The 22,226-nt window shown below is 35.9% G+C and carries 16 protein-coding genes; 14 read left to right on the forward strand and 2 right to left on the reverse strand.

Features of this window, described 5'->3' with window-relative positions:
• Nucleotides 1–762 precede the first annotated feature (762 nt).
• From MM236_RS14725 to MM236_RS14745, 5 genes are all read left to right on the forward strand, one after another.
• Nucleotides 763–1,143 (forward strand): HYC_CC_PP family protein, encoded by a 381-nt coding sequence (locus MM236_RS14725; RefSeq protein ID WP_439648021.1) that lies wholly within the window; start codon nt 763–765, stop codon nt 1,141–1,143.
• Nucleotides 1,144–1,386: 243 nt separating this feature from the next.
• Nucleotides 1,387–5,259, forward strand: a complete 3,873-nt coding sequence (locus tag MM236_RS14730; RefSeq protein WP_241275752.1) for an efflux RND transporter permease subunit — start codon at nt 1,387–1,389, stop codon at nt 5,257–5,259.
• Nucleotides 5,260–5,328: 69 nt separating this feature from the next.
• Nucleotides 5,329–5,730 (forward strand): four helix bundle protein, encoded by a 402-nt coding sequence (locus MM236_RS14735; protein ID WP_241275753.1) that lies wholly within the window; start codon nt 5,329–5,331, stop codon nt 5,728–5,730.
• A 148-nt stretch (nt 5,731–5,878) separates the two neighbouring features.
• On the forward strand, nt 5,879–7,312 hold the full coding sequence (locus MM236_RS14740; RefSeq protein WP_241275754.1) for a TolC family protein: 1,434 nt from the start codon (nt 5,879–5,881) through the stop codon (nt 7,310–7,312).
• Nucleotides 7,313–7,497: 185 nt separating this feature from the next.
• Nucleotides 7,498–9,240, forward strand: coding sequence for an efflux RND transporter periplasmic adaptor subunit (locus MM236_RS14745; protein ID WP_369415212.1), 1,743 nt, complete (start codon nt 7,498–7,500; stop codon nt 9,238–9,240).
• Between the two features lie 77 nt (nt 9,241–9,317).
• On the opposite strand, the gene MM236_RS14750 is transcribed toward MM236_RS14745, so the two are convergent.
• On the reverse strand, nt 9,318–10,313 hold the full coding sequence (locus MM236_RS14750) for a PAS domain-containing protein (protein WP_241275756.1): 996 nt from the start codon (nt 10,311–10,313) through the stop codon (nt 9,318–9,320).
• 363 nt (nt 10,314–10,676) lie between these two features.
• Nucleotides 10,677–11,297 carry a DUF4494 domain-containing protein gene (locus MM236_RS14755; RefSeq protein ID WP_241275757.1) on the reverse strand — a complete coding sequence of 207 codons (621 nt, stop codon included), beginning with the start codon at nt 11,295–11,297 and terminating at the stop codon, nt 10,677–10,679.
• 188 nt (nt 11,298–11,485) lie between these two features.
• Between MM236_RS14755 and MM236_RS14760 the strand changes: the two genes are divergently transcribed.
• The 9 genes from MM236_RS14760 to MM236_RS14800 all read left to right on the forward strand — a co-directional run bounded on the left by MM236_RS14760 (nt 11,486) and on the right by MM236_RS14800 (nt 22,224).
• Entirely contained in the window at nt 11,486–13,777 is a 2,292-nt protein-coding gene (locus tag MM236_RS14760) for a patatin-like phospholipase family protein (RefSeq protein WP_241275851.1), read from the forward strand.
• Between the two features lie 656 nt (nt 13,778–14,433).
• Nucleotides 14,434–15,606, forward strand: coding sequence for a hypothetical protein (locus MM236_RS14765; protein WP_241275758.1), 1,173 nt, complete (start codon nt 14,434–14,436; stop codon nt 15,604–15,606).
• A gap of 5 nt (nt 15,607–15,611) precedes the next feature.
• Entirely contained in the window at nt 15,612–16,667 is a 1,056-nt protein-coding gene (locus tag MM236_RS14770) for a DUF4934 domain-containing protein (protein WP_241275759.1), read from the forward strand.
• A 51-nt stretch (nt 16,668–16,718) separates the two neighbouring features.
• The gene (locus tag MM236_RS14775; RefSeq protein WP_241275760.1) at nt 16,719–18,005 is read left to right on the forward strand and encodes a carboxypeptidase-like regulatory domain-containing protein; all 1,287 of its coding nucleotides are present in this window, start codon (nt 16,719–16,721) and stop codon (nt 18,003–18,005) included.
• A 12-nt stretch (nt 18,006–18,017) separates the two neighbouring features.
• Nucleotides 18,018–19,409, forward strand: coding sequence for a TlpA family protein disulfide reductase (locus tag MM236_RS14780; protein ID WP_241275761.1), 1,392 nt, complete (start codon nt 18,018–18,020; stop codon nt 19,407–19,409).
• 91 nt (nt 19,410–19,500) lie between these two features.
• Entirely contained in the window at nt 19,501–20,649 is a 1,149-nt protein-coding gene (locus MM236_RS14785) for a DUF4221 family protein (protein WP_241275762.1), read from the forward strand.
• Nucleotides 20,650–20,750: 101 nt separating this feature from the next.
• The gene (gene truA, locus MM236_RS14790) at nt 20,751–21,527 is read left to right on the forward strand and encodes a tRNA pseudouridine(38-40) synthase TruA (protein ID WP_241275763.1); all 777 of its coding nucleotides are present in this window, start codon (nt 20,751–20,753) and stop codon (nt 21,525–21,527) included.
• Nucleotides 21,528–21,712: 185 nt separating this feature from the next.
• Complete coding sequence (locus tag MM236_RS14795; RefSeq protein WP_241275764.1) at nt 21,713–21,970, forward strand: type II toxin-antitoxin system Phd/YefM family antitoxin; 258 nt, start codon at nt 21,713–21,715, stop codon at nt 21,968–21,970.
• Complete coding sequence (locus tag MM236_RS14800) at nt 21,967–22,224, forward strand: Txe/YoeB family addiction module toxin (RefSeq protein ID WP_241275765.1); 258 nt, start codon at nt 21,967–21,969, stop codon at nt 22,222–22,224. The genes MM236_RS14795 and MM236_RS14800 overlap by 4 nt, the downstream gene beginning before the upstream one ends.
• The last annotated feature ends 2 nt before the right edge of the window (nt 22,225–22,226 follow it).

Here is a 22,226-nt window from a genome sequence, read left to right on the forward strand (position 1 = left end):
GGGAGAGTAGAGCCTGTCCCGATTATCTGGATCGCCGCCACATTATTCAAAGCCAGTCACGATAGCATTCGAGACTGGCTTTTTTGCGTTTACACCCCAGAGAGAATTATCCAGACAAGAATGCAGAATTGCAAAGATTTTCTGGAGAGCAGATGGCTCACGCAGAGCTGCAGGAGCGCATAAGGTTTTTTAATGTTGGAAAGTTATGTGATGGGATTGATTTTTTGAATTGACCGGAGTGATGAAGGATGTTTAGACTTAAAAGTTTAGCGGAAAGACTTGGAAGAAAACCTTCGAGGTTTTTGAAACCTCAAAGGTTTCTGTTTTTATAATTATCCTAAGAAATTAAGAGAACCACTGTTCTAAAACCTTCGAGATTTTTGAAACCTCAAAGGTTTCTTGTCCCCAACCTTTGAGGTTTTTTTTCAAACCTCGAAGGTTTTTGTTTTTTAAAATAGCCCTAAGAAATTAAGAGAACCACTGTTGTTCTAAAACCTTTGAGGTTTTTTGAAACCTCAAAGGTTTCCTGTCCTAACCTATGGGAATTAAAAATAGCTTATTTGGAAATATTATTGGTGTTTATATTCAGTCATTAAAAGCACTTGATCCTCGTTCATTTCGTGCAATAGGTGTATTATAACAAAAAAAAATAAAGGATCCGTATATCAATTTCACACTCTATTGGTTTTATATTAAATACTTCAAAAATTTTATACATTTTCTAAATTGAAAATTTTTATCTTTATGTTGTATTTAATCATTTTGAAAAGTTTTCTTAAGATATCGCTCCTTGTTTTTTATGTGTTTTTCAACGCAGGATTGAGCTATTCTTTGCATTATTGTGGAGATGAATTACAAAGAATCAATGTTTTTTCTGAATATAAAACCTGCTGTGAGTCGAATATACCAATGTCAGGTTGTTGTGATGATGTTTCCAATTTGGAATTACCTAACACGGATCAGCAGCAGTCAGATGTGTTAGATTTTCATCCTATTGTCTTTGATGTTGTTTTATCTACTTTTTTAAGTGTATTAAATCCAGTTTATTTAAATGTATTTGAGAAAACAGCTTTTGCAGATTCCTCTCCCCCCAAATTTCAAGACACTCCGATTTATATTTTTTGTCAGGAATTCCTGATTTAGTTTCTCCCAAAATTGCTTAAACCTGCTTTTCAGCAGATAGGGGAGCAAAGACCGCAAAGAATTATTTAATTTATTTTGGTTAGGCTGAAGACCTGTCAAGTTTTCAAAACCTGACAGGTCTAGCGTATCAACTCTATTTCCCTTGGTAAACTTTAAGTCAAAGTTTGCTATCAACCGCAATATTAAAAAGAATCAAGTTTCCATAAATATCCACTGCCAATTGTGGCTTAAAGGGATAATTCTATGCTAAATAATATTATAAAATTCTTCCTTCAAAATAAGTTGTTCACTGTGATTCTTTTGGTCCTTGTCGTGGCTTGGGGGATAGTGATTGCTCCATTTAATTGGAACACTGGATTTCTACCCAATGATCCAGTTCCGGTAGATGCCATTCCTGATATTGGAGAAAATCAGCAAATAGTGTTTACCGATTGGATGGGACGTTCTCCTCAGGATATGGAAGATCAGATTACTTATCCTTTGACTACTTCTTTACTTGGTATGCCAGGGGTGAAATCCATCCGAAGTACTTCCATGTTTGGGTTTTCTTCTATTTATATCATTTTTGACGAGAAAATTGAGTTTTACTGGAGTCGGTCCAGAATTCTGGAAAAGCTTAATTCTCTGCCTTCAGGATTGCTTCCCGAAGGAGTACAACCCAAACTTGGTCCTGATGCTACTGGATTAGGACAAGTCTATTTCTATACACTTGAAGGAAGGGATGAAAAGGGTAACCCTGCTGGAGGTTGGGATTTACATGAATTGAGAAGTATTCAGGATTATTATGTCCGTTATGGCTTGGCTGGTACTGAGGGAGTTGCAGAAGTTTCGAGTATTGGTGGGCATGTAAAAGAATACCAAGTTGATCTGAATCCTGTGGCTATGAAAGCTCATAATGTCTCCATGATGCAGGTGATGAATGCTATAAAGCAATCCAATTTGGATATAGGTGCTAATACCATGGAGATAAATCAAGTTGAGTTTATAGTTCGAGGGTTGGGATATGTGAAGTCTTTGGAAGATATTGAAAATGCAGTAGTAAAGATGAGCAACAATGTTCCTTTACATATCAAGGACATCGCCAAGGTTAATATTGGGCCAGCTAGCAGAAGTGAAAGAGCTATTTTGGATAAAGGAGGTGCAGAGGCAGTTGGCGGTGTGGTAGTAGCGCGGTATGGAGACAATCCCTTGTTGGTAATAGACGCAGTCAAAGCAAAAATTGAAGAGATTTCTGTTGGCCTTCCTACCAAAATACTTGAAGACGGGACTGTTTCCAAGGTTACAATTGTTCCTTTTTATGACCGATCAGGTCTTATCAAAGAAACTTTGAATACTTTGAATGAAGCCATCGGTCTCCAGATATTAATTACCATTATTGTTCTCATGGTAATGGTGTACAACCTCAGAGCTTCCATTTTGATTTCTGCACTTTTGCCATTGGCTGTTCTGATGTGCTTTATTTTAATGAAGTATGTAGGTGTGGATGCCAATATTGTTGCCCTTTCTGGAATTGCGATTGCAATTGGAACTATGGTTGATTTAGGGATCATTTTGAATGAAAATATTCTTAGGCATCTCGAAGAATCAGGGAATAATAAGTCCAAACTTCAAATTATTTATGAAGCGACTACTGAAGTGAGTTCAGCTATACTGACAGCTGTTATGACAACGATAGTGAGTTTCTTGCCTGTTTTTACACTTCAGGCAGCTGAAGGTAAACTCTTTGGACCTTTAGCTTATACCAAAACTTTTGCATTGGTAGCTGCTTTGATCTTTACTTTGGTGTTTATGCCAACCTTTGCACATTGGGTGTTTGGAGCTAAAGTGAAGTCCAAGAATAATAAAACAATCCTTAATTTCTTGATGGCTTTTGCAGGTTTGATTTTGATATTTTATTTCCCGTGGGCAGGATGGGTTTTGTTAGCTTTTGCTACAAATCATTTGGTCCATCATTTTTTCCCTAAGCAGACACTAGAAGAAAGGTATAAGAACCACGTTGGGATGGTGATTGCTGTCGTAGCAGTCTCAGTTTTATTGGCTTTTGAATGGAGGCCTCTTGGACTGACACAATCAGTATTTGTAAATTTCCTTTTCATTGGGTTGGTTTTGGGTTTTGTATTGGGACTTTTCTCCTTATTCATCAGATTCTATTCCCAAATGTTGAAATGGTGTTTAGAGAATGCAAGAATTTTCCTATTGATTCCTATACTTATCATTCTTTTTGCTGTCAATATATGGCTAGGATTTCACAATGTCTTTGGTTTTGTAGCTAAGGGTTTTGACCATATTAGTTTTAATGTTAGAACTACTTCATTGTGGTCTGGACTTACACATGCGCTCCCTGGAATGGGAAAGGAATTTATGCCTGCGTTAAATGAAGGTTCATTTTTATTGATGCCGACTTCTATGCCACATTCAGGAGTAGAAGCGAATATGCAGATTGTTAAACAACTAGATATGTTAGTGCAGGCGATTCCCGAAGTAGAAATGGTGGTAGGCAAAGCTGGAAGAGCAGAAAGTCCATTAGATCCGGCACCGATGTCTATGTATGAAAACATTATCAATTACAAAACGGAGTACCTGCAAGATGATGATGCCAGAAAACTCAGGTTCAAGGTCAATAAAGACGGCAATTATCAGGTATTGGTCGATGACAAATACTGGTGGTATGATCGTAGCGATGGTGCCATTTGGGATGATAAAAAGAATTACATGGAAGAAGCTCGAAGAAGGGCAATAACTCGAAATATTTTCAAATATTTGGTTTCAGACGAGAAAAAAGGGCAGTACTTCCGACAATGGAGGGATAAAATCCAAACTCCAGATGATATCTGGAATGAAATTCAATATCGAACTTCAAACATTCCAGGAGTAACTTCCGCCCCTAAGCTACAGCCTATAGAAACCCGACTCGTAATGTTACAAACTGGGATGCGTGCACCAATGGGCATGAAAGTTTATGGTCCAGATTTGGAAACCATCGAAAATTTCAGTCTCAAACTGGAATCACTCCTCAAAGAAGTACCTTCGGTCAAAGCAGAGGCCGTATTTGCTGACAGGTCTTTGGGTAAGCCATATTTGGAAATCGACCTGAACAGAGCTCAGTTAGGTAAGTATGGTTTAAATATTGCCGATGTACAAGAATTTATTGAAGTTGCTATAGGAGGTATGACTTTAAGTACTACTGTGGAAGGTAGAGAGCGGTATGCCATCCGTGCCCGCTATGCCCGTGAATATAGAGATGATCCCGAGGCTTTGAAGCGCATTCTAGTGAGTACACCGACCGGAGCTCAAATTCCTTTGGGGCAATTGGGGGAGATTAATTATCGTCCAGGTCCGATGATGATTCGTGGCGAAAATACTTTTTTGGTAGGTTATGTACTTTTTGACAAAAGAGATGGTTTTGCAGAGGGAACTGTTGTTGATGATGCCCGCACATTTATTCTGGATAAGATCAATTCAAGTGAATTGGAAGTGCCTACGGGTGTATCCTATACATTTTCTGGTAGCTATGAAAATCAAATCCGTGCGGAGAAACGCTTGGCCATAGTGATTCCGCTATCTCTTGCGGTGATTTTCCTAATTCTTTACTTTCAGTTTCGTTCTACTGCAATTGTATTGATGATCTTTTCAGCCATTGCTATGGCATTTTCTGGAGGATTTTTGATGCTTTGGTTATATGGTCAGAGTTGGTTTTTTGATTTTAGTTTCATGGATACCAACATGCGGGAGCTCTTTCAAATGCGTACATTCAATCTTTCTGTGGCAGTTTGGGTAGGTTTCATTGCCCTCTTTGGTATTGCCACAGATGATGGGGTAGTAATGGGAACATACTTGAAACAAAGTTTTGAAAGAATCAAACCTGAAAATGTAAAAGAAGTCCGAAAAGCAGTCTTGGAAGCTGGTCTGAAAAGGGTTAGGCCATGCCTGATGACCTCAGCTACTACTTTATTGGCACTATTGCCAGTTCTTACAAGTTCAGGAAGAGGTTCCGACATCATGATTCCAATGGCGATTCCAGCTTTTGGGGGAATGACGGTAGCACTTATTTCACTGTTTATTGTGCCGGTGCTTTATGGGAAATATCAGGAAATAAAGTTGAAATATACTTTGTGAAATAAGATTGAAATATGCCTTCGGCGAAATATACTTCGTGAAATATGCTGGTGCGAAACTTAAAGAAATATGGAGGATAAAAAGAAATTTATTCCATTAAAAGATCTGGAGATTTATCAATTATCTCGAAAACTTTCCGCTATAGCTTGGAAGATATATAGTCGACTTTCTTACCAAGATAAAAAGGTTTGGGGTGATCAAATGTTGGAATCTGTTGACTCTGTGGGGGCTAACATTACAGAGGGGTACGGGAGGTACCATTATTTGGAGAAGAGGCGTTTCTATTTTATTGCAAGAGCTTCTTTGTCTGAAGGTAAGGAGCATTGGTTAGATCTGGGATTTGAAAGAGGGAAAGTTACTACTGAGGAATGGGATGAAATCTGTCAAATTCATAAACCACTTCAGATTAAATTAAATAATACAATTTCAAAAACCTACGATTCAAAAAGAGGAGGAAATAATGAAAGATAAAAATAGTTCAATCTCAGAGCTTGGTCAAGTTCAATTTAAATTGAGAAAAATGCTAAGGCATATATCCACTATATTTCCTTTATATTTCAATTTATTCCCAAAGAAAATTAATGCGTTCCAAAGCTTTAAATTGTTAAATATAGGTTGGATGCTAAATGTTATTTCTACCATATTTCTATTTATTTCAACCATATTTCTATCCTATTCCCAAACCCTAAATCAATATCTCGAAGAAGCAGCTGAGAACAATCTAGCTTTAAATGCTTCATTTAAAGTATATCAGGCATCATTGGAGAAGACAAATCAAGTCACCCTTGAAAATCCTCAATTGAACATCGGGGTTTTTACAAGGCCAATGGAGTTGTTGATGGGAAATCAGCGGGCAGAGGCTTCTGTGATGCAGATGTTCCCATGGTTTGGGATGCTGAAAACACAAAAGGATGAAGCGACTTTGATGGCGGAAGCCAAATACGAGGAGTTTAGACAGCAGCGAAATGTGCTCCTGTACCAGGTAAAGGAGACTTACTTCCAGTTACAGCAATTGCAGAATACCATTGAAATTACAGAATCCAATTTGGATATATTGAAGTCCTTGGAGGAGTTGGCGATCATCCGTTACCAAGGAGGAAATACATCGGATGCAGTTTTATCTGTTTCATCAGCGGTCAGAAGACCCTCCCAAGGGAGTCAGCAGGGCAATGATGATGGGATGGGCATGGGGGGAGGTAACGCTTCATCATCCTCGGAGTCTTCCTCATCAGGGGGCTCTGCCATGTCAAGTATGGAAGCGGGTTCTGGTTCAGGGAAACTCACAGATGTATTGAGACTGCAAGTGCAAATCAAGGCGATGGAATCAGATTTACAGCAGTTTGAAATAGATAAAAGGCCACTATTTGCCCGCTTCAATCAACTTTTGGGAAGAGACAAAAGCGAGTCAGTGCTATTTGACTCGGAAATCTCTACCCAAAAAGACATGGGTTGGGAAATCACCATGCTTGAACAGATTTTGGAAACCAATCCCATGTTGCTAATGCTGGAAAAAGAAGGGTTAGCATATCAAAAGAAGGGAGAAATGGCCAGATTAGAAGGTAAACCCATGTTTGGTTTGGGGTTTAACTACATGGTTTTTTCTCCAAGATCAGAAATGGGTGTGCCTGGTGGAATGAATGGCATGGACTATATGCCCTCCGGAATGGGTAATAATATGATCATGCCTATGGCAACTGTAAGCTTACCGATATTCCGTAAAAAATATAAAGCCATGGAAACCGAATCCAAGCTTTATTGGGCCGCGAACCAAAGGCAAAAAGAAGATTTATACAGGAGTTTGGAAACTGAGTTTGAAACTATTTTAGCTTCTATCAAAGATTCAGACAGAAAAATCAAACTATTGGAAGAACAAATAGAACTCATCGAGCAGACTATGGAACTATCAGTGATTTCATATGCTACAGTAGGGAGTTCATTCGAGGAAGTCCTCAACATTCAACGCGAACTCCTAGACTTCAGGTTTAATTTGCTGAATTCGAAAATTGAAAGGGAAATTCAATTTGCTATGGTTGAAACGTTAATAGGTGTTTGAAATGATATTGGTGGATATTAAAGATACTATTTGATATCGGTAGATATTGGTTTTGGATAAGTTTAAATTAAAATGGCAGATGCTGACACAATATTAAAAAATATCCAATATCCATCAATATCTACCCTTAAAATATGAACTTCAAATATTTTGAATAAAATACAATGAAAAATAAAAGGAATATTATGATCATAATAATCAGCTGCCTATTCTTTGGCGCTGTGGCGGGTTGGTTGATTCGTGGGGGAGGGGAAGAGCATCCAAATCACGAGCATACCCATATTGACGAAGACGGAGTAGAATATACTTGTTCCATGCACCCTCAAATAAGACAAAATGAACCTGGACAATGTCCCCTTTGTGGGATGGCACTTACCCCTGTTAGCAACAAAAAAGTCGGCGAATCTAGTCCTTTTGTATTGGAAATCACCCCAGAAGCTGTAGCACTTTCTAATGTGCAAACCACCAGGGTGAAATTTGGGAAAGGTTCAGGAGAATTGACCCTTTCTGGAAAAATTCAAATAAATGAACAGCGTTTGAAAAGTTTAGCTGCAAATTATGCTGGTCGAGTGGATCAATTATATATTAATTTTACTGGACAAGAAGTTCAGAAAGGTCAGAAGTTAGCAACACTCTACTCTCCAGAGTTGGTCAATGCTCAAAAAGAGCTTTTGGAAACAGCAAAAATCAAAGATAAGCAACCAGCTTTGTACCAGGCTAGCAAAGAAAAGTTGAGGTTGTGGAAAATCTCTGAAGCTCAAATAGCAGCTATAGAAAGTTCTGGTGAAGTGCAGACACAATTCGATGTTTTTGCGGATGTAGCCGGCGTGGTCATTGCGCGGAATATAGCAGTAGGTGATTTCGTGAGTAGAGGTTCTTCTCTATTTGAAATCGTAGACCTAAGCAATGTTTGGGTCATGTTGGATGCTTATGAATCTGATTTGGGACCAATCCGCAAGGGAGATGCTTTGAGTTTTCAGGTTTCTGCATATCCAGGAAAAGAATTCAAAGCCAAGGTTACTTACATCGATCCTGTCTTGAATCCAGATACCCGAACAGTAGGAATCAGGGCAGAAGCAACTAATAGGGACTTTGAATTGAAACCAGAGATGTTTGTGTCAGCTAACATTTCCACTTCACAGGCAGGTCAGTCTGGGTTGGTGATTCCCAAGACAGCGATCCTTTGGACAGGGCCAAGGTCAGTGGTTTATGTACAAGTGGGAAATAAAGAAGCACCAGCATTTGAAATGCGTGAGATAGAAATCGGAGCTAGACTGGGAGAGGATTATTTGGTTTTATCAGGTATTGAAGAAGGTGAATTTGTGGTAACTAATGGCGTTTTTGCCATAGATGCGGCTGCGCAATTGAGTGGTAATTACAGTATGATGACGAGACCAAAGGTGAAAACTTTGGATACTCCAGAAGCATTCAGAAAGCAACTGACAGCATTTGTCCAAAGTTATTTGGATCTTAAAGATGCCTTGGTGAAGTCAGATATGAAAGCAACATTATCCACCATTGACCCTGCCAAATCAAATTTAGATAAAGTTGATATGGAGCTTTTGGACAGTGAAACTCATGAAATCTGGATGGAATTGTTAAAACCTCTACAAAGAAGTCTCGACAAAATAGCTGAATCTAAAGATCTGGATGGTCAAAGAAAGCATTTTGAGACTGTATCAGATAACCTAATTGAAGCGATTGAATATTTTGGGCTTATAGGAAACACAATTTATAAACAATATTGCCCTATGGCATTCCGGGATAATGGTGCCTACTGGCTTAGCAATGAAATAGAAATCAGGAATCCTTACTTTGGAGAAATGATGTTGAAATGTGGAGAAGTAAAAGAAACTTATTTGCCAGGGAAGAAAGTCGCTTCTACTTCTGATAAAAAGCCAAATGGGCATAGAGAGCATCAAAATTAAAAAAGAGGCTCGTTTATCTATACTAAAGTATAGAGATATTACCCTGTATGAATCAAATACGGATTAATGCGCAAGGATTAATAAGACTTATCTGAATTTAAAGCGCTGGAAGAATGAATACTATCTTGGAGCGCTTTGTCTAACTTGGTTGCTTCTTCTTTGAGTAGGTTCAAAAGCTCTAGTACTTCTTCTGGTTTTTGTTTTGGCTGTATTACCTCTAGTATTCCAATGATGTTCGCTAGTTTTGAGCGCATCAAATGTGATTGGTTGAATGTCAATTCCTTTAGAAATTCATTTTGCTTCTCAATTATTACTTCTGACTTTTTCTTTTCTGAAATGTCAAAGAAGCATCCGACCATGTTGATAGGCTTTCCTTCCTGACTCCATTTGACAACCTTACCATAAGCGATTGACCATATTTCCTTTCCCGTAAGTGTGATTATTCTCAGTTCACTGTGAAACGGTACTGAACCATAGCTAGAAAAATGGTCATTTAATTGCTGATTTGACTTTTCTCTATCTTGAGGATGAATGTGCTTTTTCCATTTCACCTCTTTCTTTTCATTTGTTAAAAACTCGTAACCCAGCATAGATCGCAGAGAGACACTCAAAGTGTCGGTTTCATTTTCCAAATCCCATAGCCAAAACCCAATTAGGTTGTCTTCGAATAGACCTTCCATGATTTCGTTTTTGATTTGATGCTCATAGATGAAATCAGGAAATTCAATTATTTTTTCATTGATTTTCAAAATGTCATGTCCAATTCCCAAGATAGAAATGTCTGAATTCTCTCTTGGGTCTATTGTGAACTCCCATCGGGTCCAATGAAAATCAGAATTGTCTTCGTTGACTTTTCTTAGATCAATTTGGAAATGTTTTGTTTTTTCATGAATTGCATTTTGAAGTGAATTTTGGAAATTCAAAAAATCACTAGGAAACAGTATTTCGCCAAAAGAGCACCCAATCAATGGATTGTCTAATATTCCCGAAGAATTATTTAATTTTAAATTGGTATTATTTACTAATCCTTCGTTGTCTAATTCTACAAGATAATAATACTTTGACCCCTTCATTGAGTAGATATCCTTGCCCACCATATTGAATGCTATTTCCTTTGCCCAAAATTAGTCTTTTAATCAATGTGAATAACTACAAAAAGCAAAAAATATTGTTTAAAATACAGTAAATTAGATTTGAAATATTTAATTTATCATCAATATTCAACTGACTCCAGTCCGCAGAAATCATTGATTCAATAATCTATTGTTTTTAAATCAATTTGAGTATTGGTAACTATTCAGCTATTAACCATTGTGCATAATGATGTAACTAACGATCTTCAGCATGATTTCATGTAAAAATTCTGCGTCTGGTGTATTTGCGGATTCTCATAAAAAATTAAAGTATTTGACTTGGTGCCAAATAAAAAGAGGAGCTTATTGCTCCTCCTTATTTTCATTTGATTTTTCTTCCTCATATTGTAAAAGCTCAGCTTCTTCTTCATCTGAATCAAAATCATCCTCTTGAGGTTTGTTCGATGCTCTTACTTCTTCTCTTCTTTCTTGGTCAGCTTTGACTTCACTAAGTGGTTTTAAGTTTGCCGCAGGAGGAGGTAAAAGTTCCTCATCATCTTTTTCATAAGGAAAAATTTCTACAATCGGGCTTTCTGTCACTTCTGGGACTCTGAAAGTTACTAGCATGTTGTTGAGACTTTCGAAAATTCTTTCGAATGCCTCTTTGACATCATGAGCTGTCACAAGCATGAATTGCGTCACTTTCTTTTCCTTGCCACTATCTGCGTCTGTGACGATATAGGTGATTTTACACTTATGCCAGATATCGATATCGTCATAGAAAAATACATCAACAATATTGCTTTTGCTGATATTAGTGACTTGAAAATCACCCCTAATCACAGAGCCCAGCATATCATATATCCTAGCTTCAGCTTCTGTGAACGAAACGGCATCTACCAAGTATTGCTCGGAGACATTTTTGAGCAAACCCTCTTCATTTTCCTTTGCATACTTTACTTTACACAAGAACCAAACTCTCATATTTTTCTCAATTAATAAGTGCGATTGCGAAGGTAATGCTTATTGCCAAAAGCTACAATCAATTGGTGTCATTTCAGTTTTGATTTATTTTATTTTCTAGATTATTCCATTAATAATAAAATCGTAATTAAGGTATTACTTTTCTCCAAAATAAAATTTACTGTATATTACCTTTTGGTAATATGTCTATGTGGGAGAAAATAAAGTACAGCTTTCCGATCCAGTTGTTTTTCATGCATTTGAAAAAGAATATTCCTTTGTTATTACTTTGGTTTATTCTGATTCTGGTAATCACTCAAAACTTCGGGTCTGTTCTGGGGATCCCTTATCTATTCCTCGATCCCGAATATCTAAACGAAGTGTCATGGAAAGGTTTTTTCTTAGTCGGAATTGCTTTTGGGATTTTTACGATGGCATTTCATATGACTTCTTATATTTTAGATGGTGCCAAATTCAAATTTCTTGCAGTAATTCCTAGGCCTTTTATTCAGTTTACAGTCAATAATGCAACCATTCCATTATTTTTTTATTTGATTTATACCTACAGTTTTATAAGTTTTCAATTGGATAATGAGCATGACAGTTATTGGGAGGTTTTTGAGTTTTTCTTGGGGTTTTCTGGAGGGTCAATTTTGATTTATACAGTGATCTTTGCATATTTTGGGTTTACCAACAAGGATTTTTTTGTGATTTTTGCCGATTCAGTTGAGAAAAGATTGAGGAAAGCAACAATCCCAAGAGCAAATATTCTCAATCAAATCAAAGACAATAAGAAAAGCAAGGAAAAAGTCTATAATTACATTGATATTCGACACGGAATACAGCCTGTGCGAAGTGATTTGGCCAAATTTGAAAGCCATCAATTGTTGCGGGTTTTTGATCAGAACCATTTAAACCTATTTATGATCCAAAGTGGGCTTATTGTTTTGATTTTGTTTTTGGGGTTTTTTAGAGATTATCCAATTCTTCAAATCCCTGCCGCAGTCAGTGCAACTTTATTATTGTCAATTATCATGATGCTTGTGGGGGCATTGGCTTTTTGGTTGAGAAGCTGGTTGATTCCAGTGATGATCGGAGCTCTTTTGGTGTTTAATTTTCTGTCAAAATCCGAATTGCTGAATAGACCCCATACTGCATTTGGGATGGATTACGATGCTGAGCCTGCAGTTTATAACTTAGAGAATTTGCAAAAGCTTTTGCATCCAGATACGTTGGCAAAAGATAGGCAGGCAACAATTGCAATCCTAGAAAATTGGAAAGCCAAATTTCCGGAAGGGCAAAAACCCAGAATGATATTTATTACAACAAGCGGAGGTGGTCAAAGGGCAGCTTTATGGACGCTTAATGTCCTCCAGAATATAGAAGAGGAAAGTGAAGAAAGGGTTTTTAAGCATACTCAATTGATCACTGGGGCTTCTGGTGGAGTAGTCGGTGCAGCCTTTTTCAGAGAGCTTTATTTGAGAAATAAGGAAGGTGAAAGTATTGATGTTTTAAATAAAAAATATCTTGATCAAATCTCATCTGATAATCTCAACCCAATTATTTTTACGCTTTTGGTGAACGACCTTTTTATTAGGAATCAATATTACGAATACAATAATAGAAGGTATTTGCAAGACAGAGGTTTTGCATTTGAAAATCAATTGAATATCAATACTGAAAAAGTTCTTGATAAACCACTATTTGCTTATTCGAAGCCAGAGTTTGAAAGTAAAATCCCAATGCTTCCTATCACTCCATTGATTACTAATGACGGTAGAAAACTTTTCATTTCACCTCATTCGATGTCTTATATGGGGATTTCAGCTTCGCAATCAGAAGGGGTAAATGAAAAAAGCCAAAGTATAGACTTTCTTAGGTTTTTTAGAAATCAAGATGCCGCAAACCTTAGATTCATAAGTGCCTTGAGAATGGGGGCGACTTTCCCTTTTATTACTCCCAATATTCAACTGCCTTCAATTCCGCAAATGGAGACCATGGATGCTGGACTTTCTGACAACTTTGGAATTCTGGATGCATTGAGATTTATTTATGTGTTTCAGGATTGGATCAATGAAAACACTTCGGGCGTTACCTTAATTACAATCAGGGATTCTGAGAAATTCACTGAAATTGAAAAGAAGATTCTTCCTACAGTTCTTCAAAAACTCTCAACTCCGCTGAAAAATATTTTGATTAATTGGGATAACATTCAGACCCTAAACAACGAAGTGCTCTACAATCAGTTTAAGGAATCAATGGACTTTGAAATTGATAGGATTGAATTTGAGTATTCCACAAGTCAATATTTAAGGGATCGTGGATTGGTAGATTCTGTAGGGGTGGTGAATCAAGCAGAACAAGAGATTCAAAGAGCCTCTCTAAATTGGAGACTTACTACGAGGGAGAAAGTTTCGATTATCGACAACATCAAGAGTGTTCAAAATAGAGATGCCCTCAGAAAAGTACGAAGTATCCAGTTTCTTGTTCCCGAGGAATAGAAATTCTTGTTTAGGCCAAATTTGATTGATAAGCTGGGAGAATTTGTGTTCAACTGCCAAATCTTCATTCCGCAATCCAAATTGATATAAACAAATATTTCTAACGTAGTTTAGGGAGTGTGACCATAATGTAATTACTGAATGATGCAATCCAAACTGAGTAGCAATCTTTTTTGCAAGATGACAATTAGTTTTAGTAATTTGTTTTTAGGTGTGTCAGGAAGAATCTTTTCATTACCTGTTCTTATTATCCTAATTTCTATTTGTGATTTGCAAAAAGTATATCAAATCACTTAACTCTGTTGAAATTGTTGATTATGATTCGGTTAAACAGCAATTTTTGGCATATTAAAAAGGAGAAAGTGTGCTTGTTTTACTGAATTATGTAAAGAGATCCCTTATGCCACTTTTGAAAAAAAGAAAAATGAGGATGCGCAATATCATCATTTTCAAGACCCAGATTACCATAGCTTAATCCTATTTGATGAAAGAAAACAACTTAGCAATGATATGAAAATTCCATATGGCAAAATTAAAATTGCGATCCCTAATAATTCCATCTTAATCAAACTGCTCAATCCCGACAAGGAAGAGGATTTTATCAGATATGGAGTGTATAAGGTTGTGAAAAATTAGGAAAATAAAATTTTCAAAATATGAAACACTCCTATTTATTCCTTCTTATTTTATTTGTCAACTTTTCTTGTAACCAAAAAAGCGATGAAGAAAAGTCAGATCAAAATAGTGATTTGAAAAACATCACTCTTGAAAAACTAGACAGCATTCAAATAGGATATTTAGGAAATCCGATTGTTCATGATATTCATCCTAAATCGAAGACGGTTTTGTTTATGGAGTTTGAGGAGTTTTCAAATGACATTATGATAGCTGATTTTGAGGGGAATGTTTTTAACTCTTTTTCGAAGTTTGGCGATGTGCCAGATGGATATGGGAGTCTTTTGGCACCTATACAAATTCTTGAAAAGGATGAAATTTTAGCTTTTGGATTAAAAGGATTTTCGAATTATGATTTTCAAGGTAATTTATACAATCAGGTTGGGCTGGATGAAATATACTTTCCCAATTTTAGAAGAATTGCCATGGGACATACAATGAACAAGTTGGGGAACAAATATTTGTATTTAGAGGGAGGAACCAGAGATATTGATTACGATAAATTAAATCTTCATTCAGACATTTTTTTATTTAATTTACTTGATCCAAGTACCGGTTCTAAAGAACCAATAATTCAATTTCCTAAAACTAGCATTTATAAAAGTGGTAAATATTTTTTCAGGAATGCATGGTCTCCAGTTTTTTCTGTAGTCGAAAATCAAGTGTTTATTGCTTTTGGTGGCGAACCAGTGATTTATAATTACAGTGGAGAGTCACCATTTGAATTGATTTCAAGAATTCCTATTGACATACCTAATTATCGATATTTTGAGGGAAGTAGTAATGAAAACCTCGAGCATGATTTTATTGGATTGTTTTTAAGCTCTGGTAGAATAGAAAATATTAAGAAAGTTGGAGATTATTTTTTGGTAGCATATTTCCAAGGATATGATGATGTCGAAAGAGAATATTTTTTTGCGAACAAAACACCCGATGAATCGAGAGAATTAAGAGAAAGGTTAAAAGAAAAATATCCTTACAGGTTGGCAATATTCGATAGTTTAGGAAAAAGATTGAATGATTTTTCTCCTGAAGATTATGATCCAACTAGTATGCTACTTCGAGACGGACAACTCTGGGTCATGGAAAAACCTGATCCAGAAGTTGAAAAAGATTATTTTAGATTGTATAGGGTGGGGCTAAAATCCGAATGAATTTCATGAAAAAGATGAGTATTGCTTTAAGTCTAATCTGGCTCCTTTCCTGTAGTAAAGTTGAAAACTCGGATTTGCTATGGATAGATATTGACAAAAATGGTTTTTCTGAATTTTTGCTTTCTGATCTTGCGGTAGATATCTCTTTGGTGACTCTTCAAACAAGTGAAGAGTCTTTCATTACTTTTATAAGTGATTTAAAGTCATATAAAAATAATTTGTATGTAATGGATGGTATTAAAAGAGTACTGGTTTTCGGCGATGATGGTGCTTTTCTGAAACAACTTGGGACGCGAGGTGAAGGTCCTGGTGAATATCAGTATGTGAATTCGCTATCAATCGATGCAGATGCCAACTTAATCTACCTAGCTTCTCAAAGAAAGATCTTAGTTTTTTCAGAGGAGCACGAATTTCTTGATGAAAAAAAACTCGATTTTTACTCAGGCAATCTTGAATCAATTAACAATAAGCTTTACACAGTGTCTCCGTCTTACGGGAACCCAGTGAGTTCAGGCTTTGCTAATTATACGAATTTGTATGAATTAAATAAAAGTATTGAAGTAGTAGACACAATTCCTGTGAGAACGGTATTGTTGGATAAAAACCAAGCTTCAAAATATGGATACGAGCATTTTATTTCGGTAGTCAATGAAGAAATGTATCTCTACACTCCAGTGATGACAAACGAGAAGATATTAAGAGATACTTTATATCAACTTGAAGAAAATCGACTGATCCCTTATGCCAAACTCTATTTTGATAAACCACATTTTGATGATCGTGGGAACAAGAATATTTGGATTTTTAATATCATCAATTCAAAGTCATATATAATTTGTGAGTATTCACAAAAAGGACAAAAAATGCTCTACTTGTATAGCAAAAGAGACTCAAAAGGTTACAAGATGAAAGAAGGGATTCTTGATTCTCAAGGGGATGCTGTAGTTTTAAGACCTCTAGATTTGTCAAATGACATGTTTTACTACACAAAAAAAGAAGAGTTTTCAGATAAATCAATTGAAGAACCTAATCCTTTGATAGGGATTGTTAAACTAAAATAATTTTATTTTTGTAATTTTCATTATATCTTGAAGGACATTAGTTTGATTCAAATGAGATTTAAAATTTTTGTTTTTCTATTATTTTTAAGCAACTTAACTTTTGCCCAACAGGGCAAAAATGTAAATATAAAAGGAATTGTCCTTGATTCTAACAATCAGGATCCATTGCCAAACACTTTTATTTATCTAAAAAATCATAGTGAATTCAGCATTTTGTCAAGCAGCAGTGGAGAATTTGATCTCAACTATCCAAATTTATTTAAGACTGATACGCTTGTAATTTCTTTGTTGGGTTATCAAAAAAAGCAAATTCCGCTTTCTAATTTAAATCAAAAAATAAATCAAATATCTCTTAATCAAGTGGATATCAGCCTTCAAGAGGTGGTGGTTCAACCTGATGAATCTTTGTTCGAAGAGTTTTTCACCAAAGTCATCGAAAATATTCCCAATAACTACCCAACAAAAAAACATCAGTTCAATGCTTTCTACAGAAGGGTTTCTACAGATTACAATGAATACACCAAATTGGTGGAAGCAGCGGTTTTGATTGAGGACTATGATTACAAAAGGGATATCTACCATTCGAAAATAAAAATTGAAGCCCTCAGGCAAAGTGACGAGTTGGGAGATGTTGATTCTGTTTTGATCCAATCTTTTCAGAGGCTGAGTGAACATATTGCCAAGCAAGTAGATAGGATGCGAGCAAATTCTATGATTAATATGGGGTTTGAAAGTAACTTAATCCGGTACGCACGCTCTCCAAATTCAATTTTCTCCAAAGAGGATTACAAAGTTGCATTCTTTGGTTCTTCAAGATTCCCTGTTTATCATAGCTTGGTTGGGACAGAGATTCGGGGACAGGATACCATCTTCCATATTGCCTTTGGCAATACTGATCCTCCTAAAGGAGACAGTTTTATGAAGATTAATAGTAGAAATTTTGGAATAGAGGAATTTCAGCTCATCCCCTTTACCTCTCTAGCTTTCAAACACTTTACTCAATTTTACATGAAATACAAGGAAGTAGAGGGAGTATATTATCCAGAGAAAATTGAGTATAAAACCATGCGTTTTATCAATAGAGATATTGGAAGTCATCAGGTGGATATACATACATTTTGGTTTGATGATGTACAGACAGAAAACCTACAAAAGATTCGTCCACGGGAGGTGTTGGATAGAGATTTTGTGATAGAAACTAGGAGTTTTGACTATGATAAAGATTTTTGGGAAAGGTATGAATTAATCAAAAAGCATCCACTTGATCCATCAATTAAAAAAAGTCTTGAGCGATTCAAAAGCTTAGAAAAACAATTCGAAGAAAATTCAAAAAAATAGAAACTTATAAAGATGGTAAGAATCCCAGGCTTTGTTTTACTGATGTTTTTTATGGCTTTTTGGTCTTGTCAATCCAAAGAAATTAAAGAGAACGATCTTTTGGAAATCGAATCTGTATATTTTATGATCGAGGACAGTCTGACACTCGACTATCTTCACTATCAAAATGCAGGGTTGAAATATGTGGAAAATGAGCTATTTGTAGCATCACTCTTTTTTTCAAGTGGAGATTTATCTTTTCATATCCAAACTGCAAACCCAACTTTAGAAATCAATTACAGGGATAATTCGTCCATCGATTTTTCTTATTTGTTCCAAAAAGGAGATTCAGTATTGATTAAGGTAAAAGATAAAATGCCATGGTTTGAAGTACTGAACCGCAAGACAAAAGCACATGAAATTAATTTTGAGTCCTTAAGAAACAAAGCGCTATACCAATCCCGATATTCAGGATATCAGGATTTCTATTTGATCTGGAATATGAGTCAAGGGAACCCAACGGTGGATTTCAGTGCAGATTTGAATGCTACTAAATCGAAGGCACTTGAGAAACTTTCTTTGGAAAAAGCATGGTTGGATTCTTTGCTTCAGCTTGAATCTATTCCGGAAAAAGCAGCAGACTATTTTATGAACAAAACGGAATTTGAACGAAATAAGCTCGCCTTGTTCGATCCAAAAAAAGATTCACTTTATTTGACTGATTTGTCTAATGTAATTTTGGAAATCTCTGATTACAGCAACCTTTATCAAATGGAATTTGCGGATTTGGTTCTCGATAGATTAGATGGTTTTTCAGATGAAAAAGTGGATGTGGAGGATTTGTTTAAGGGTGAATTTGGAAAGCTTTTGCTATTCAAGTATTTAGAAAGGCAGATATTCCGACTTTCTTTTGAAGAAAGTGAGCAATTGATCGCTCGATATAGAAATGAGGTAAAGTCTTCATGGTTTTCGATTTTAGTAGATAATACTCATTCAACAAAATCATTGATGCGTGATATCCAATTGGAAGATGAATTTGGTAATATTTTCGAATTTGAAGATTTACTTGCACTAAAAGAAGGTAAGTATCTTTATATTGATTTTTGGGCTGCTTGGTGTATTCCCTGTATCAGGTCATTTCCAGCGTCACTTGCCCTAAATGAAAAATTCAATGACTTAGAAGTACTTTATTTATCCATAGATGAAAATCAAAATTTATGGAAGGATGCTGTTCAAAAGTATGGTGTAAATATTCCAAACCAGAGTTTTTTGATTACAAATAAAGAAAGCTCGGCATTTCTAAATGGGATAAAGCTTCAATCTATTCCACGTTATCTGATTTTTGATAAAGAAGGTGATTTTATTCATCCGAATGCTCCAAGACCTGATAGCAAAGAAGAACTAAAAAAAATCATTCAAGATTAATTAGACTAGTTGTTTAAGTTTTAGAACCAACCAATATTGAATAATAGGGAATTGAAAATGGATTTCATTTTCGACATTAAAAATAAAAAATATGAATAGTAAGAGTTTGGTTGTAATTTCCCTCATTATCTTCACTTTAGCCTGCGGAAAAAAGAAGGAAAAATCTTCAGAAATTTCCTTTATATACGAAGTCGATACTGTTCTGATAGATTCCAAGAGCAATATTCTATACCTTGAACGGGGTTTGGGTATTTCTGATTACAACCCAAATGAGGAAATCTTATATAATTTCAATCGTTTTGATCACAGTATTGAAAAAATAGATTTGAATTCACTAGAGCTTGTTGAAAAAGTGTTTTTTGAAAAGGAAGGGCCAAATGGTATTCCCTCCTATGTAGGCAATATCAAAATAGTCAATTCAGAATCTGTTTTCTTGTCAGATAATTCGAAGTCTGGATTGTTCGGATTAGATGAAGGGGATTTGATAAATAAGTTCGATTGGAAAGATGCGATTTCTGATAAGGAGACTCATTGGGGACAAACTCATATTCCAACTTTTGATCATCTGTTATTTAGTTTGGTGAAAAAACGGCCTGATGAAACAATTTCATTAAAATTACTTAATACAAAATTTGGATTGACTTCTGATTTTGATGTAGACCCAAACAAAAATTACAAAACATTCACTTTAAAGATTACAGATCCAGCAAATTTTACGATGTTGGATCCTTTGGTTTTTGTTTTCGCTGAAAATGAAAAGGTTTTTGTTACGCATGAATTTTCCAATGAAATCCATGTATATCATCCTGATGCTGATAGTTTACAGTCCATTTTCTATCAATCAGCCATTACTCCCAGTAAAGTTGTGACGCAGGAAAAGGATCAGAATTTATCACACTTTAATGAGCTTCAGCAATCATATCAAGCCTATTTAGAGCAGGCAAAATTTGGTGTTTTGGTGTGGGATGAATTGAATAAGCGGTATTACAGACTTTCAAGCTATATGCAATTCGCCGATACCCGTAAAGAAGGAGCCTTGCTTTCAGACATCTTAAAAAGCAATGTTGTTCTTAGTATCTTTGATGAAGACCTTCAATTGATCCGCGAGATGCTCGTGCCTGAATTGGTTTCTGAACGTGTGAAATATTTTGTCAAGGATGGTAGCTTATGGGTATTTAAGAATATAGATGATGAATTGGGGTTTGTAAGGATTAGTTTGATAGAAAGGGCTGATAAATGAAATCTTCGGTATTGACATTCCTTTTTCTTAATGGAACAAATCTTTATATATTCTGAGTTTTGGCTTTTGGTTTCCGTATTTTCGATGTCAATTCAATCTCCATGCAAAACAAACCCTTCACTTACCTATTTTATATCCAATACCTCGGTCTTCGCTATCATGGATGGCAGAAACAACCTGGATTGAAGACGATACAAGGGAAGCTGGAAAAGGTGGTTAGGTATGTTTTGGGTCATGAAGATTTTACTATTCTAAGTGCAGGTAGGACAGACTCAGGTGTATCCTGTCATCGAGGAGCTTTTGAATTGTTCAATACCGCAGATATCGAACTGGCCTTTTTTATCCAACAAGTGAATGAAAACTTACCCGATGACATCAGGCTTTTGGATGGAAAGCGGGTGTCCTTAGATTTCAATATCATCCAAGATGTGGCAGCTAAAGAATACAGATATTATTTTGTGAAAGGAGAGAAGTTTCACCCTTTTGCAGCAGGGAATTTGACATACTTCACCGGGGGACTGGATATTGATTCGATGAAAGCAACTGCTGATATTTTTGTTGGTGAGCATGATTTCCGAAGATTCTGTGCCAAGCAAAAGCAATCTGACAACTATCGCAGACAGATTTTTGAGTCAGAGATTTTGGAAGATAACTTGTTGCTGGCTGATGGGTCAAGTTTAAAAAGATATTGCTACAGGGTAAAAGGAAAAGGTTTTCTGATGCACCAAGTTAGACTGATGATGGGGAGTTTACTGGAAATGGGAAAAGGAATCATCACCAAAGCAGACATTCAAGAAGCCTTAAAAAGCCATGAGACAAGTCCTTTGAGTGGAAAAGTTCCTGCCAATGGATTGGTGCTTTATGGGGTGGAGTTTTAATTGCAATATATAGTTCTTGATTTTGCTTGAATCTGGAAATTTGGAACATCAAAATCCGCAACCAACCTAACCTCTCAAAGAGCTTGTGTTACTCCAAAGAGTTGTTTTATAGGTGGATATAACAAGGGGAAAATTGCAAGAATCATATTATGTACATATATTTGTACCTAATAAAATACAATATTATGCAAATTACAACTGTCTCAGAGTTTAGAAAAGATATTAAGACATACTTGGATAGAGTTGCAAAAAACTTTGAAACTTTGATTATAAATCGTGGTAAAGATTCTGGAATTGTAGTCATGTCTCTGCAAGAATACAATTCTCTTATGGCCACAAATCACGAACTATCTTCTCGAAAAAATGAACTAAGATTAAACGCTGCAATTGACAAACTAAAGAAAGGAGATGCTTTTAGTAATGACTTAATTGAAATTAAATGAAGTATATTTTTGTAGATGAGTCTTGGGAAGATTATTTGTATTGGCAAAAAACCGATAAGAATAAGCTCAAAAAGATAAATGAACTTTTAAAAGATATTGCGCGAAACCCTTTTGATGGAATTGGAAAGCCAGAGCCTTTGAAACTTAAATATGCAGGATTTTGGTCAAGGCGTATTGACAGCGAACATAGGCTTATTTACCAATATAGAGAAGGAGAAATTTTAATTGCAAAATGCCGATTTCATTATGACTAGAG

The organism is Belliella calami (genome assembly GCF_022549695.1).
Classification (GTDB): domain Bacteria; phylum Bacteroidota; class Bacteroidia; order Cytophagales; family Cyclobacteriaceae; genus Belliella; species Belliella calami.